This window comes from Pedobacter sp. CAN_A7, assembly GCF_015752175.1.
Classification (GTDB): Bacteria; Bacteroidota; Bacteroidia; order Sphingobacteriales; family Sphingobacteriaceae; genus Pedobacter.
Genome location: NZ_JADOUW010000002.1, coordinates 972683 through 988888 on the forward strand (window position 1 = coordinate 972683; position 16206 = coordinate 988888).

Genomic DNA, 16206 nt, shown 5'->3' on the forward strand with positions numbered 1-16206 from the left:
CACCTTAACAAAGAAACCATGATTAAGAGAACCTTTTTCGCCTTACTGGTGCTTGCTACCACAAGCGTTTCTGCTCAAACATCGGGCAAAATAGCCAGTCCGGTTGATTTTGTCAACCCTTTAATGGGCACATTATCAAAGCCATCACTTTCTAACGGAAATACTTACCCCGCTATTGGCGTACCCTGGGGAATGAACATGTGGACACCACAAACCGGTAAAATGGGAGATGGTTGGGCATACACTTACGATGCCGATAAAATAAGAGGTTTCAAACAAACCCACCAGCCTTCGCCATGGATGAATGATTATGGCCAGTTCGCCATTATGCCCGTAACTGGAAAAATGAAGTTCAACGAAGATGACCGCGCCAGCTGGTTTAGCCATAAAGCAGAGGTTTCTACACCTTATTATTATAGCGTATATCTGGCTGATGCCAATGTAACGACCGAAATTACGCCAACAGCACGTGCAGCGCAATTCCGTTTTACTTTTCCAAAATCCGACAGCTCTTATGTTGTTGTTGATGCATTGGATAAAGGTTCCTATATTAAAATTCTTCCAAAAGAAAGAAAGATCATCGGCTACACCACTAAACATGCACGTGGTCCACTTCCTAAAAATTTCAAGAATTATTTTGTCATCTATTTTGATAAAGACTTTTCTGTGGCTAAAACTTGGAGCGGTAAATCATTAAAAGATGGATTAGAACTGGAAAGTGACCATACTGGTGCCATTATCGGTTTTAAAACCACTAAAGGCGAAAAAGTAGTGGCTAAAGTGGCATCCTCTTTTATAAGCTTTGAACAAGCAGATATCAGTTTAAAACGCGAGTTAGCTAACGATGCTTTTGAAGCTACGAAACAAAAAGCTAAAGATGAGTGGAATGAAAAATTAGGTCGTATTAACGTAGAGGGTGGTACCATTGATCAGACCCGTACGTTCTATTCTTCTCTATACAGGACCTTATTTTTCCCTAATAAGTTGTACGAAATCGATGCAGACAATAAGATTGTGCATTGGAGTCCGTACAATGGAAAAATTCTTCCAGGTTATATGTTTGCCGGTACAGGTTTCTGGGATACCTTCCGTGCCTTATATCCTTTCTTAAACCTGGTTTTCCCTTCTATTAATAAAGAAATGCAGGAAGGTTTAATCAACGATTTTAAAGAAGGTGGCTGGTTACCAGAATGGAGCAGCCCTGGTTATGCCAATATCATGGTGGGTAACAACTCTGCATCGGTTGTAAGTGATGCTTATATTAAAGGTTTACGTGGTTATGAAATCAACACCTTATGGGATGCCGTTGTTCACGGCGCTAACAATGAAGGTCCGATGGAAGCGGTTGGCCGCGATGGCGTAGAATACTATAACAAGTTAGGATATGTGCCTTATGATGTTAAAGTAAATGAGAATGCTGCGAAAACATTGGAATACGCTTATGATGATTTCGCCATTTACCAGTTAGGCCGTGCCTTAGGTAAGCCAGAAAGTGAAATTGGCATCTTTGCTAAACGCAGCATGAACTATAAAAATCTTTTTGATCCGGCATCAGGTTTAATGCGTGGTAAAAATAAGGATGGTACTTTCCAAACGCCGTTTAGTCCCTTCAAATGGGGTGGTGCATTTACCGAAGGTAACAGCTGGCATTATACCTGGTCGGTATTCCATGATATTGATGGTTTATCACAACTGATGGGTGGAAAGGCAAAATTTGTAGAAAAACTGGACTCTGTATTTTCTATGCCTCCTGTATTTGACGAAAGTGCTTACGGTGGTGTGATCCATGAAATTAGAGAAATGCAAATTGCCAACATGGGCCAATATGCGCATGGAAATCAGCCGATACAACACATGATCTACCTATATAATTATGGTGGGGCGCCATGGAAAACCCAGTACTGGGTGAGAGAAACCATGAATAGGATGTACAGTGCAACCCCTGATGGTTACTGTGGTGATGAAGATAACGGTCAGACATCTGCCTGGTATATTTTCTCTGCCATGGGCTTCTATCCGGTTACGCCGGCAGTAGACCAGTATGTATTGGGTGCTCCATTATTCAAAAAGGTAACACTTAACCTGGAAAATGGTAAAAAAGTAGTGATCAATGCTGCGAAAAATAGTGCTGAGAATAAATACGTTCAATCGTTCCAGTTAAATGGTAAAACGTATGATAAAAATTGGATCAGTCACTCTGGATTACAAAAAGGTGCCGTGTTAAACTTTAACATGACAGCTACCCCTAATAAACAAAGAGGAACGGCAGAAGCCAGTTTCCCTTACTCTTTCTCGACAGAGAAGAAATAATAACTTAGTCAGCCTTACCCAAGTAAGGCTGACTATTCCCAAATGCCTAACAAACGTCGCAGAATGATGATTTGACCTATATGATAGGCATTATGATCTCCAATTAATAAAGCTTCCCTTAAAATGTTTTGCCCCGTACCATGGGTAATGGGTTGATAAAGTTCTGTATCTGGAGCATGTAATACTTGTAAAAAACTTTCCCTATCCGCTTTAATTTGCCATAAACTATTATGCCATTGTTGTTCGTCTGGTCGGTCTGATGCGGCTACCCAATAACCTGATGGCCATTCTGGTGATTTATGTAAGGGGTTTGTGCAAAATTCAAGAATATCCCATTGAGCAATTCGTAAGTGCTCCACCAGCTGCCAGGTGTTATAAGGCAAATCTGCTGAAGTAAGCACGATCTGTTCGAGGGTCATTCCCGCAACTGCTTCTTCTAAAGAAACATGTGCATGGCCTTTCCTGATCAGGTCAGTAAGTTCTCGAATCAGGATTGACGTCGGGTGCGCTGTATTCATGAGCAGATAACAACGCAATAATTTTTATGTTTTAATTAACATTTTCAATTATCTTGCTGCTTTTCAGATTTTAACCAAATTAAGCCGTTAAGGCTAATCACCTGTATGAATTTTAAAAGGAATGCTTTTCTTCTTGTCATCCTGTTATGTCCATTTTTTTCCATCGGACAAAGCCCATTAGCCCTACCACAAATAGAAAATTACAGTTACAATGATTATAAAGGTGGTATCCAAAACTGGGATGTAGCACAGGACAAAAATGGCATTCTTTATTTTGGCAATAACGATGGGCTGTTAACTTTCAATGGCAGCTTTTGGAACCTCCATCATTTGCCAAACTTTACAGTGGTCCGATCCGTGGAAATTGATGCCCAGAACCGAATATTTATTGGTGGGCAAGATGAAATAGGTTACTTTTTTCCTAATAAACAGGGGCTACTAACCTACCACTCGCTCATGCACCTGATTCCTGAAAACGAACGCAAGTTTGCTGATGTGTGGAATGTAGAAGTTTTTGGCGAAGAGGTGTTTTTTAGGTCGATCAATAAATTGCTGCATTATAAAGACGACCGTATCATTATTTACCAGCCTAAATTACAATGGGCTTACCTGGGAAAAGCCAATAACAACATTTATGCACAAGGTAGCTATGGTGGTTTATTGGTTTATGAGCAAGGTAGTTGGAAACCTGTAAATGGTAGCAATGCCCTGCATCAAACTACCGTAACCAGCATATTGCCATTTGGGAAAGATAGCCTGTTGATTTCTACCCTAAAAAACGGACTCTTTCTGATGCACCAACAGAAAATTACACCATTCAAAACCACTCAGGACCAGACGTTTTTTAACGACCGTATTTATTGTGCTACACAAGTTAACAAAGACTGGTACGCACTAGGCACCACATCTGCTGGGATCTTGATTATAAATAAAACTGGTCAGCTGGTACAGCGTTATTCTTTTGAAGAAGGTTTACAGAAAAATAACATCCGCGGCATGCTGATCGACCATAACCGCAGCCTATGGGTAGCTCTTGACGATGGAATTGATCAGTTGTCTATCAATAGCGCCATAAAAACCATTTTTCCTGATAAGAATAAACAAGCCACAGGTTATGCGGTAAACCTATTTAAAGACAGGCTATATATTGGCACCTCCAACGGACTGTATGCTTCGCCCGTGGTAGCTGGGGAGATGGATATCAGTTTTTATAACAAGGCTTTTACAGAAGTCAGGAATGCAAAGGGGCAAGTGTGGAGCTTGGAAGAAATAAACGGACAGTTGTTAATGGGGCACGAAGATGGGAATTTTGTTGTTTCAGGAAATGAGGCTGAGCGCATATCGAGTTCTGGAACATGGCTCTTCCGTCCGGGATCCAGGGTCTACCCCATCACCGATGTGTTGGCAGGCACCTATTTTGGGCTTCAGCACCTTCGCTTCCAGCAAGGGAAGTTTGTAGATCAGGGCGCCTTGTATGGCTTCAACGATTCCTTTAGGTTTTTAGATTATGATGCCGCTGAGCATACCGCGTGGGCATCGCATCCCAACCGCGGGATCTACAAGCTGCAAATTGCTGCTGATTTTAACAAGATAGAAAAGACCACCATTTACGGAAAACAGCACGGCCTGCCATCCAACTTACATAATTATTTATTCCATATTAAAAACAGAAGGGTAGTAGCTACGGAGAAAGGTATTTATGAATTCGATGTGAAAACAAACTCCTTTAAACCTTCTGCTTTATTTAAAAACATACTAGAAGATGTGCCACTTCAATACTTGAAGGAGGATCGGGATGGAAAAGTATGGTTTGTTTCTAATAAAAGGGTAGGGGTGTTAGCGCCATTGAAAACCACTGAAGCTAAATATTCACTGTCCTACCTGTCTGAATTAAACGAAAAAGTAGTAGGTGGTTTCGAATCTATCTACGTATATAATGAAGAAAACGTATTCTTTGGCGGCAGTAAAGGCATCTTTCACCTCAATTACAAAAAATATAAAGCAAGTCAGTCCACTCCAACGGTATTACTTGGGCAAGTGAAATCCCTTGGCGAAACAGACAGCGTTATCTTCGGTGGTTATTTTTTGCAAGACGGCAAGGTGGTGAAAAGTCAGGATAAAAACTCGGTGGTTAAACTGCCTTACGACCAGAATTCCATGCATTTCGAGTATTCCTCTACCCTGTATGATCAAAAAAGCAATGTGCAGTACAGTTATCAGTTGGAAGGATTTGACCCTGCCTGGTCGCAATGGACAGCGAAAAGTGAAAAGGATTATACCAACCTGCCAGCAGGTAAGTATACTTTTAAAGTGAGGTCCAGAAATAACCTGGGTAACGAATCAGCGGTGGTCGCCTATGAATTTAGGATAGCACCAGCCTGGTACCGCAGTATGGTAGCCTATGTCATTTACTTCTTGATTGGTGCATTAACCATATACCTGGTGTTGCGCTGGCAGAAATTAAAACACCTGAAAGAACAAGAACACCTCAGTTACCTGCACCAGCTGGAGGTAGATCGTAATGAAAAAGAAATAACCAATCTGCAAAATGAGAAACTGGAAGCTGACATGGATTTTAAGAACCGTGAGCTTGCCACCATGACCATGAACCTGGTGCAGCGAGGTGAAGTGCTTACCCGCATTAAGGAGGTGATATCTACGCTGGTCAAAAAACACGATGTTGCCGATAGCTCCCAAAGTTTCAGGCACCTGCTGCGGTTAATTCGTGATGTGGAAAAAGGTGATGATAACAAGACACAGTTTAATATGCATTTCAATAATGTTAATGAAGAATTTTTTAATACACTAAAAGACTTATTTCCAGAAATCACGCCTAATGAATTGAAGTTATGTGCTTACTTAAAGTTAAACCTCAGCACTAAAGAGATTGCTCAAATGATGAACATTACCATCAAAGCGGTAGAGGTGGCGCGGTACCGCTTAAGAAAGAAGTTAAACATCAGGCCTGATATCAATTTATACGACTTTCTCATGCAGGTATCCAGGGGTTTAGTGCTTAAAGAATAGTACTATGAGTTTATTGTCAATGAATATCAACGTGCTATTGATTATCAGTTAGTTATTGGTAAATGTAGTGTCTATGTAGGGCATAAAAACTCAAATACACCTTTAAATTAAGCCTGTTGTAGGGTTGGTGTAGTAGCCTGTTAACTTGTAATTGTTCTTCCCTGGTTTAGATTTGAAGTTATAGTTCTCCACACGAACTGTAAACTAACCAAATATTTAAACCAAATTTTATTGTATGAGAGGAACAATTACACTCTTTTTTTTCCTGGTGTATTTACTTGTATTTCCGCTGGCTGTAGCCGCACAGGAAATTTCAGTATCAGGTAAAGTTACTGATCAGGCCAATGGGCAACCATTACCTGGCGTCACTATCAAAGTACAGGGTACCAACAGGGGGGGCGTTACCGATGCCAACGGTGCATTCACCCTGCAGGTTTCCACAGGTGCTTCCCTAATCTTTTCCCAATTGGGAATGGTATCTAAAACCGTTACCGTGGCCAATGGCACACCAATTAATGTTAGTTTGGCCAGTGAGGCGCAAGACCTTGGTGAAGTAGTCGTAGTAGGTTACGGTACCCAGAAAAAATTGGTTACTACCGCAGCAATTTCTACGGTAAAAGCCAGCGACCTGGAAAACATGCCCGTTACACGTGTAGAACAGTCTTTACAAGGCCGTGTTGCCGGTGTAACCGTAGCGGCAACATCTGGTCAGCCAGGTGAAGGAGCAACCTTACGCATCAGGGGTACTACCTCTATTAACTCCAGTGATCCTTTGTACATTGTTGATGGAGTACAAATCGGTGGAGGAATCGAATTCCTGAACCAAAGCGACATTGAATCTATCAACGTGCTTAAAGATGCCGCTTCAGCGGCCATTTATGGTGCTAAAGCCGCTAGTGGTGTTATCTTAATTACCACTAAAAAAGGTTCGAACAATGGCAAAATCAATGTTAACTACAATGGTTATTTAGGAACGCAACAAGCCGTTAGAAAACTTAACCTGCTTAATGCTACGCAGTATGCAACGTTGTATAATGAAGCACAACTTGCATCTAATGCCAATGCAGTGGTACGTTTTCCTGATCCATCACAATATGGCGTAGGAACGGATTGGCAGGCAGAGGTTTTTAACGACAATGCCATTATGCATAACCACGAATTAAGCTTAAGTGGTGGAAATGAAAAGTCTACTTATTACAGTTCCTTTGGTTATTTTGATCAGGATGGAATTGTGGCTACTTCAAACTCCCAGTTTAAAAGGTTCACCGCACGTTTTAACTCCGATCACCAGATTACAAAAGCCATTAAAATTGGTAATACCATCGGGTATACCCGCATCAATTCCATCGGTGTAGGTACCAATTCTGAATACGGAACGCCATTAACCCGTGCCATTAATATGGATCCCATTACGCCTTTATTGGAAACAGATCCGGCAAAATACAATGCACCGCCTTATTCAAACAATCCGGTAGTAAGAAACCATGAAGGTTTTCCTTATGCCATTTCTCCTTATGCACAATCAGAGGTGTTAAACCCGGTAGCAGCACTTGCGGTTGCTCAAGGAAATAACTGGTCTGATAAAGTGGTAGCCAACCTTTACGTAGAAGTAAAACCTATAAAAGGATTAACTTTACGTTCAGCAGGTGGGGTGGATTTAGCGTTCTGGGGCGGACAAAGTTTCAGTCCTATTTATTACCTGACCAATACTTTCCAAACCACCACCACTTCTTATTCAAGAAACATTAACCGGGGATTATTCTGGATCCTGGATCATACCGCCAGTTATGCAGCAACCATCCAAAAACACAGCTTTAATGCTTTAGTGGGTTATTCTGCACAAAGAAATAGTGGAGAAACACAAGGCGGAACCAAGGAAGGCATTCCGGTAGATAACCTGAAAGATGCTTCCTTACAGTTTCCGGTATCACGTGCCAACAGTGATTTCTATGGTGGCGAATACCTGAATACGTTGAACTCGCTTTTCGGTCGTTTAACTTATGATTACGATCAGAAATACCTGTTTAGTGGTATCATCCGTCGTGATGGTTCATCCCGTTTCGGCTCCAATAATAAATATGGTTACTTCCCATCTGCATCCGTGGGTTGGGTGGCTTCGAGAGAAAGTTTTTTCCCTCAAAATGATGTCGTGAACTTGTTAAAATTCAGGGCATCCTATGGGGTAACCGGTAATGATAATATTGGTGATTTCAGGTACCTGTCTACCGTAAGTGGTGGTCGTAACTATACTTTAGGTAATTCTGCTGGTTTAACCAATGGCGTGAGTCCTGATGCTTTATCAAATCCAGATTTGAAATGGGAAGAAACCTCCTCTACAGATATTGGTATCGACGCTACTCTATTTAACAAACTTTCCATCACTGCAGATTGGTATACCAAGAAAACAACAGGGATGTTGTTAGGTGTAGCCGTACCGCTGTACGTAGGGAATAACGGTCCGGTAGGTAATATTGCCGACTTAACCAATCAAGGTATTGAATTGGAATTAGGTTATAGCGATAACATTGGTGATTTCTCTTATAAAATTTCCGCTAACGGTGCCTTATTAAAGAACAGAATCGGTTACCTGGGTGATGATAAAGAATACCTAGGCGGACAAACCATTACACCAGCAGGCCTGGAAGTAACCAGAACCGCTGTGGGCTATGCCATAGGGTCATTCTATGGTTTCAGAAGTGACGGCTTATTTCAGAACCAGCAACAAATCGAAGACTACAAAAACGCAGATGGCAACCGAATTCAGCCGGATGCACGTCCCGGCGACATCAAGTTCAGGGACCTGAACGGTGATGGTATCATCAATGAAAGCGACAGGGAATTTATTGGCGATCCAACGCCAAAATTCACTTACGGGATGACCTTCAGTGCAGCTTACAAAGGGTTTGATATTCTGGTATTTGGTCAAGGTTCTGCAGGAAACCAAATCTTTAACGGTTTAAGAAGATTCGATCTGCCGTCTTCTAACTACACTACCGATATTTTAGACCGTTGGACCGGCGAAGGAACCAGTAACACCACTCCACGTCTGGCGATGGAGGATAACAACAAAAACTATAGCCGTGTGTCGAGCCTGTTTTTGGAAAGCGGATCTTACTTCCGTATTAAAACCTTGCAATTAGGTTATTCGCTTCCAAATAGTGTGGTTAAAAAAGCAGGTCTTTCTAAATTCCGCTTATACGTGATGGCAAATAACCTGTTCACCTTCACCGAATACGGTGGTTATGATCCGGAAATTGGTGGTGGAAGTTTCGGTATCGACCGTGGCTTTTATCCGCAGGCAAGAACCTTGTTCTTAGGTTTAAATGTTGGCTTTTAATCTTATTCATATGAAATCATATATAAAATACGCTATTGCCTTACTGGCATTTATACAGGTCTTTGCTTCATGTAAAAAGGATTACCTGGAGCTCACCCCAAGGGGCACGGCTTTAGAAGATAATTTCTACAAAAATGAAAGTGAAGTATACCAGGGCCTTATTGCCGTTTACGATGTGATCCAATGGGGAACTTCAGGCGGTTACACCATGAAAATGCCATTGTTGAGTGCAGCATCCGACGATTGTTATGCTGGCGGAAGCAATGCCTCCGATCAGCCGAACTGGGTGGCTTACGATAACTTTAAAATGGATTCCCGCATCGGTCCGCAGTCAGGTTTATGGTCTAAAAACTATACCGGTATCAACCGCGCCAATGTGATTCTTGATAAAATAGAGAAATCGACCACCCTCAGTGCACCTTTTAAAGCAAGGGTAACCGCAGAAGCTAAATTTCTTCGTGCTTACTTCTATTTCGACCTGGTACGTTGGTTTGGAAATGTTCCCCTAATTATTACAGTTCTGCCTACGGCCGACTTATACACCCAGGTGCAGGCCACACCAGATCAGATTTATGCACAGATTGAGCAAGACTTACGTGCTGCTTTTCCTGACCTTCCCGTAACTATTGGTGATACCGATAAAGGAAGAATCTCGCAGGGTGCTGCAAAAGCACAGCTTGGAAAAGTGTTGCTTTACCAAAACGACAATGCTAAGATGACTGAAGCAGCCACCTTATTTCAAGATGTTAACCGTACAGGCAATGCCTATGGTTATGCTTTAATGGCTGATTATGCAAGTATTTTCAATCCGGAGAACAAGTTTAACAGCGAATCAATTCTAGAAATTCCACATTCAAATAATGCTGCCTGGACAGACTGGGGTTGGATTAATGGGGGTGAAGGTAACGTTGCTACACAATTTATTGGTATTGATGGTTATAGTGGCGATACTTATTCCAGTGGCTGGGGTTTTTGCCCGGTTACCGAGAGCCTGGTTGCTGTAATGAAAGCTGACCCACGTTTCGATGCAACCATCATTGACGGTACTGCCTTAAAAGCTGCCGGTGCCACCTATAATGTAAGGTACCAGAACACCGACTACTTTATTAAAAAGTATGCACCATTAAAAGCTTACCGTTCGGCAAGTGGAACAGCTGAACAAAACTGGCCGATCAATGAAATTGAAATCAGACTGGCGGATACCTACCTGATGGAAGCGGAAGCATTGGTGCGTGGTGGCGGACAAGCCACACGTGCCCAGGAACTGCTTGACGCCGTTAGAAAAAGGGTAGGCCTGCCTTCCATTCCTGCTACATTAGATAACATCTACAAAGAACGCCGACTAGAACTGGCCACTGAAGGACATCGTTTCTTTGACCTGGTTCGTACTGGCAAAGCAGTAGAAGTATTAGGTGCAAGTGGTTTCCAGGCTGGAAAAAGCGAATTCTTGCCAATTCCACAAACGGAAATCGAAATCACCAAAGGAACGATCAAACAGAATCCTGGTTATAATTAATCATTAGAAAATGAAATTTGTAAACGACACTTTAAAAAATCCGGTCCTTATGGGCCTGATTTTTATATTCACCTTATTGAGCAGCGCCTGTAAAAAGGACGATTCAGACCGCGATTTGGGTCCTGCACCCACTGCCGATCAGGTGAAGTTCACTGCCAGTCCTGGCACTGACAATCCGAACGTAATTACCTTAACCAGCCAGTCGCCAGGATTTAAGGCCATGTGGGATTTGGGAAATGGCGCTACTGCCGAGGGTAACACCGTAACCGCATCTTATCCTTTGTCGGGAGAATATGTGATTAAACTAACCATCCTCACCGATGGTGGTTACGCATCCAACACACAAACTGTTACCATTGCGCAAACCAATCCGGCTATGCTCACGGATCCTGCTTTCGACCTTATTTCAGGTGGCTTAGCTAATATGGCGGGTAAAACCTGGGTGGTTGATAAAGGACAGAAGGGACATTTAGGCGTAGGTCCGATAGGGGGCACTGAACCCGAATGGTACCAGGCTGGCCCAAATGAAAAAGAAGGTTTAGGATTGTACGACGATGAAATGGTATTCAACATGAATGCCCTGAAATACACCTACAATAACAATGGAACAACTTTCGCCAATGCTGGAAATGCACCAGGTATCGGTGGTCCTACAGGAAGTGCTGATCCTACCGTGGCTTATACACCGCCAACTAACCTGACCTGGCTAATTACTGAAAACAACGGCACCAAATACCTGACTATTTCAAACGGTGGCTTCATCGGTTATTATCTGGGCGTATCACAATACCAGATTCTATCACTTACTAATGATGAAATGCACCTTAGGTCTTTAGACAAGGCGGTAAATGGCAATGCCTGGTACTTACGCCTAATCAGGAAAGGTTATGAAAGACCAGTGGTGGCACCGGTACAGAAACCTATGCAGGCAGCTAACCTTTCAGACGATTTTGACCTGGTGTCTAATTTTACCTGGGCAACGGAAAACATTACCTACAAACGTTCTTATGATAATCCAAATCCTTTTCCCATCAATACCTCTACAAAAGTGGCCTTTTATGAGAAATGGACAGGGGGTGATGGTCAATATGGAAACCTTAATGTAACCATGCCTTACCGTTTTGACCTGGCCGCCAAAAACAAAATCAGAATGAAGGTGTTCATTCCTGGGGCAAACGATTTTACAAAAGTTAAATCAATGGTAGCCATTAAGTTACAGAACTCTTTGTTAGGCGGAAATGCCTGGACCACACAAATAGAAATCGCAAAAACCATTACACCTGATCAATACAATAAGTGGATACAGTTGGAGTTTGATTATGCAGGATTTGCTGATCAGACGCTTTACGACAAAATCGTCGTACAGGTAGGTGGCGAAGGTCATCCAGAACCAGGGATCTTCTATATTGATGATTTCGAATTCAAATAAGCTCAGTTTTATATGGTGTATTTAAAAAATAAAAGTACAATGTTGTCATTCACTATACCCGCAATACTAGCTCTGATTAGCGCCTGCTCCAGTAATGAGGACTTAAGGCCTATCATTATCCAGCCGGGCACCAATCCTATTGTTGATAAACAATGGGCATTTGAAACTGCGCCAAGCTGGAGTGATGAATTTGATTACACCGGCTTACCGGCCACCGCCAAGTGGGATTACGACCTTGGCGGTAGCGGCTGGGGTAACAATGAAAAGCAAAACTATACCAATTCGATTAACAATGCCAGCGTAGCCGATGGCAAGTTAACCATAACAGCCAGGAAGGAAAGCAGCAATGGGATGAGTTACTCTTCTACCCGTTTGGTAACCCGCAACAAGCTGGATGTATTGTACGGAAGAATCGAGGTAAAAGCGATGTTACCTACCGGTAAAGGCACCTGGCCGGCAATCTGGATGTTGCCTACAGATTACGCCTACGGCGGATGGCCAAAATCAGGTGAAATTGATATCATGGAACACGTGGGTTATGACCAGAATACGGTTCATTTTACCACGCATACCGAAGCCTATTATTTTAAAATCAATACGCAAAAAACAGCCACCAGGGTTATTCCAACGGTTAGTACGGAGTTCCATACCTATCGGGTAGACTGGACGCCATACGCCATTAGGGGTTATTTTGATGATGTAAAAGTGTTCGAGTTTGCTAACGAAGGTAAAACTTATAAAGAATGGCCTTTCGACAAACGTTTCCATCTTTTGCTTAATGTGGCTGTAGGTGGCGACTGGGGTGGTGCACAGGGCATCGATGATAATATCTTCCCTCAAAGTTTAATAGTGGATTATGTGCGTTACTACAAAATGATTGAAAAGTAAAGGCATGAAATTTAAAAATATAGTGAAGAGTGGTTTTTGCGTTGCATTGCTATTAAGCTGCTTTTTTTCTAGTGATGTTTATCCCCAGGGTTTTCTAAAAACCCGGGGACAAAACATCGTCAATGAAAAAAACGAAAACATCTTGCTGCGTGGTATGGGCCTTGGTGGCTGGATGCTGCAGGAAGGTTATATGTTAGGCATCAACAATGAAGGCCAGCAATACAAAATCAGAGAAAGAATCAAGGATTTTATCGGTCCTGAAGAAACACAGAAATTTTACGACACCTGGCTGCAGAAACACACCACACGTGCAGATATCGATGCCATGAAAGCATGGGGGTTTAACTCCGTCAGGCTACCTATGCACTATAACCTCTACACCCTGCCAATAGAAGCAGAGCCTGTTGCCGGTAAGGATACCTGGTTGGAGCAAGGTTTCGCCATGACCGATAGCCTGCTTGCCTGGTGCAAAGCCAACGAGATGTACTTGATTCTTGACCTTCATGCTGCACCCGGAGGCCAGGGCAATGACTTCAACATCTCCGACCGCAATCCAGAATTACCATCTTTATGGGATAGTGCCGAAAACCAGCGTAAAACCGTTGCGCTGTGGAAAAAGCTGGCCCAGCGTTATAAAAATGAAAGCTGGATCGGCGCATATGACCTGATTAACGAGCCAAACTGGGGTTTTCAGGATCCGGTGAACGATAAAAACGGATTGAAAGAACAAAAAAATGAAGTGCTGAAAAAGGTGTTGGTCAATATCACCAAAGCCATCAGGGAAGTAGATCAACAGCACATGATCATTATTGAAGGCAATGGCTGGGGCAATAACTACCAGGGCATGTTACCCCCCTGGGATGACAATATGGTGCTCAGCTTCCACAAATACTGGAATTACAACAACCAGGAATCTATAAAAAGCTTAGTGGAACACCGCGAAAAGTACAATGTGCCGGTATGGCTTGGCGAAACCGGCGAGAATTCTAATGTCTGGTTTCAGGAAGCCATTGCCCTTTTTGAAAGAAATAATATCGGCTGGTGCTGGTGGCCTTTGAAAAAGCTGGGTTTTAACAATCCTTTAGAAATTAAAAATAACCCATCTTATCAACAAGTTTTAAACTATTGGAACAAAAAGGGACCTAAGCCAAAAAGCAGTGTTGCTGCACTAGGTTTTAAAACTTTATTGGAAAACCTGGAGTTCGGAAAAAACACAGTGCATCATGATGTAATTGATGCGATGTTCAGACAGGTAGCAACCACGGACACTAAGCCTTTCAAAAAGAATGTTTTAACCAACAAGACAACATTGAACCTGGCTGCGGTCGATTACGACCTGGGAAGAAATGGTTATGCTTATTTTGATAAAGACACTGCCGATTACCACATCTCCACAGGTAAAAGGTCTGCTGGTAACCAGGGTCGTGTATACCGCAACGACGGTGTCGATATACAGAAAGACAGTACAGGAACAGGTTATTTTGTGTCCAATATGGAACAAGGGGAGTGGCTACAATACACCATTCAGGTGCAGGATGCCGGAACCTATGTGGTCAAACTTGAAGATACACCTGCATCAAAAGGGCTGTTGACCATATGGCTTAACCAAGAAGAATCAGGTGAAAAACTGAAGTTGAAACCAGGAATCCACCAATTAAAAATAAGAGTTGATCAAAGTGGTGCTCAGCTTAAAAACATACAGATTGCTGCCCTATAATGAACCTATGTTAAGCTTAGCGCTTACAAAAAGCAGGAGTAAAAGTTTAAGACAACATCATCACCAGGACAATAACTTGTAAACTAATGAAAAAGATACCGGAATTAATTGCCGGTATCTTTTTATATCTCCAAATAATTGCTCAAACTTGCCTATATTTTTAAAGTATGGATATTGGAATAATTGGGTTAGGCGATATGGGTAAGCTTTATGCGAAATGTTTTGCTAAAGCAGGTTACCAAGTCTTTGGTTCCGATCTGCCTCAATTCAAAGAACAATTAAAAGAAGAGCTGGAACCCTTAGGTATACTCCTTTTGGAGGATGGTAAAGAAGTTTCCCGCCGTTGCGACGTGATTTTCTATGCGGTGGAAGCCGAGAAAATAGACCTGGTGCTCAGCCTTTATGGTTCTTCGACTAAGTACGGCGCCATTGTAGCTGGTCAGACCTCCATTAAACATCCCGAAATTGCTGCCTTTGAGAAACACCTGGCAAAGGATGTGAACATCATTACCTGCCATTCGTTGCACGGACCCGCATTCGATCCTGAAGGACAGAAACTCATTGTCATCCCACACCGTACCAATAAAGAAGCTTTTCAAAGGATGATGGACCTTTTATCGGTCTTAAAATCAGACATCGTCGTGATGGAAGATTATCATGAACATGATAAAATTGTAGCCGATACACAAGCATCAACACATGTAGGTTTCGAAAGTATGGGCACCGCCTGGAAAGAAGCTGGTTTTTTTCCATGGGAAGATGCTGCCTACCTTGGCGGGATAGATAACGTGAAGATTTTAACCACCCTCAGAATATTTAGTTATAAAGCCCATATTTACGGAGGCCTGGCCATACTGAATCCGTATGCCCGTCAGCAGGTGAAAAGTTATGCGCAATCTGAGTCTGATTTATTTAAGATGATGATCAGGGAAGAGGCTGATGAATTCAGGAACCGTTTGTATAAAGCACGTGATTTTATCTTTCATGAGGAACAAAAACCTTTGTTGCTCGATGATGATGTGATGAAAGAGTTTTCTCTTTCTGACCATGCTGCTTCCAGAAAGCCCAATTCCCACCTGAGCCTTTTAAGCATGGCCGACTCCTGGTACCGCCTGGGTGTAAACCCATACGATAACCTGATCTGCCAGACCCCACCATTTAAACTTCGATTGGGCATTGTGGAATACCTGTTTAGGAATGAAGATTTATTGGAAGAATCCATAGAAACTGCCTTATATGATAAAAAAATAAGGGGCGATGATTTAGAATTTCACTCTGCAGTTCGCGAGTGGTCGTCTATTATCGGTTATGGCGATATGGAAGGTTATAAACAACATTTTGAACAAACTAAGCTGTTTTTTGGCGAAAGACTGGAGCATGGTCGCCAGCAAAGTACAGAAATGATCAGAAGGTTAAAAATGGATTAACCTGATTTATATACTTAATACACACACTTTAACAAAC

The 16206-nt window shown here is 42.3% G+C and carries 9 protein-coding genes; 8 read left to right on the top strand and 1 reads right to left on the bottom strand.

Features of this window, described 5'->3' with window-relative positions:
- Nucleotides 1-18 precede the first annotated feature (18 nt).
- On the top strand, nt 19-2310 hold the full coding sequence (locus IWX76_RS10375) for a GH92 family glycosyl hydrolase (protein WP_196859813.1): 2292 nt from the start codon (nt 19-21) through the stop codon (nt 2308-2310).
- A gap of 32 nt (nt 2311-2342) precedes the next feature.
- Here IWX76_RS10375 and IWX76_RS10380 read toward each other — a convergent pair whose 3' ends face one another.
- Nucleotides 2343-2828, bottom strand: a complete 486-nt coding sequence (locus IWX76_RS10380) for a DinB family protein (protein WP_196859814.1) — start codon at nt 2826-2828, stop codon at nt 2343-2345.
- A 105-nt stretch (nt 2829-2933) separates the two neighbouring features.
- Between IWX76_RS10380 and IWX76_RS10385 the strand changes: the two genes are divergently transcribed.
- From IWX76_RS10385 to IWX76_RS10415, 7 genes are all read left to right on the top strand, one after another.
- Nucleotides 2934-5855 (top strand): triple tyrosine motif-containing protein, encoded by a 2922-nt coding sequence (locus IWX76_RS10385; RefSeq protein WP_196859815.1) that lies wholly within the window; start codon nt 2934-2936, stop codon nt 5853-5855.
- 235 nt (nt 5856-6090) lie between these two features.
- Complete coding sequence (locus IWX76_RS10390) at nt 6091-9192, top strand: SusC/RagA family TonB-linked outer membrane protein (RefSeq protein WP_196859816.1); 3102 nt, start codon at nt 6091-6093, stop codon at nt 9190-9192.
- Between the two features lie 10 nt (nt 9193-9202).
- On the top strand, nt 9203-10708 hold the full coding sequence (locus IWX76_RS10395) for a RagB/SusD family nutrient uptake outer membrane protein (RefSeq protein WP_196859817.1): 1506 nt from the start codon (nt 9203-9205) through the stop codon (nt 10706-10708).
- Between the two features lie 10 nt (nt 10709-10718).
- Nucleotides 10719-12137, top strand: coding sequence for a PKD domain-containing protein (locus IWX76_RS10400; protein WP_196859818.1), 1419 nt, complete (start codon nt 10719-10721; stop codon nt 12135-12137).
- Between the two features lie 39 nt (nt 12138-12176).
- On the top strand, nt 12177-13025 hold the full coding sequence (locus IWX76_RS10405) for a glycoside hydrolase family 16 protein (RefSeq protein WP_196859819.1): 849 nt from the start codon (nt 12177-12179) through the stop codon (nt 13023-13025).
- 4 nt (nt 13026-13029) lie between these two features.
- Nucleotides 13030-14742, top strand: coding sequence for a cellulase family glycosylhydrolase (locus IWX76_RS10410; RefSeq protein ID WP_196859820.1), 1713 nt, complete (start codon nt 13030-13032; stop codon nt 14740-14742).
- A 167-nt stretch (nt 14743-14909) separates the two neighbouring features.
- Complete coding sequence (locus IWX76_RS10415) at nt 14910-16169, top strand: NAD(P)-binding domain-containing protein (protein ID WP_196859821.1); 1260 nt, start codon at nt 14910-14912, stop codon at nt 16167-16169.
- Nucleotides 16170-16206: the final 37 nt, after the last annotated feature.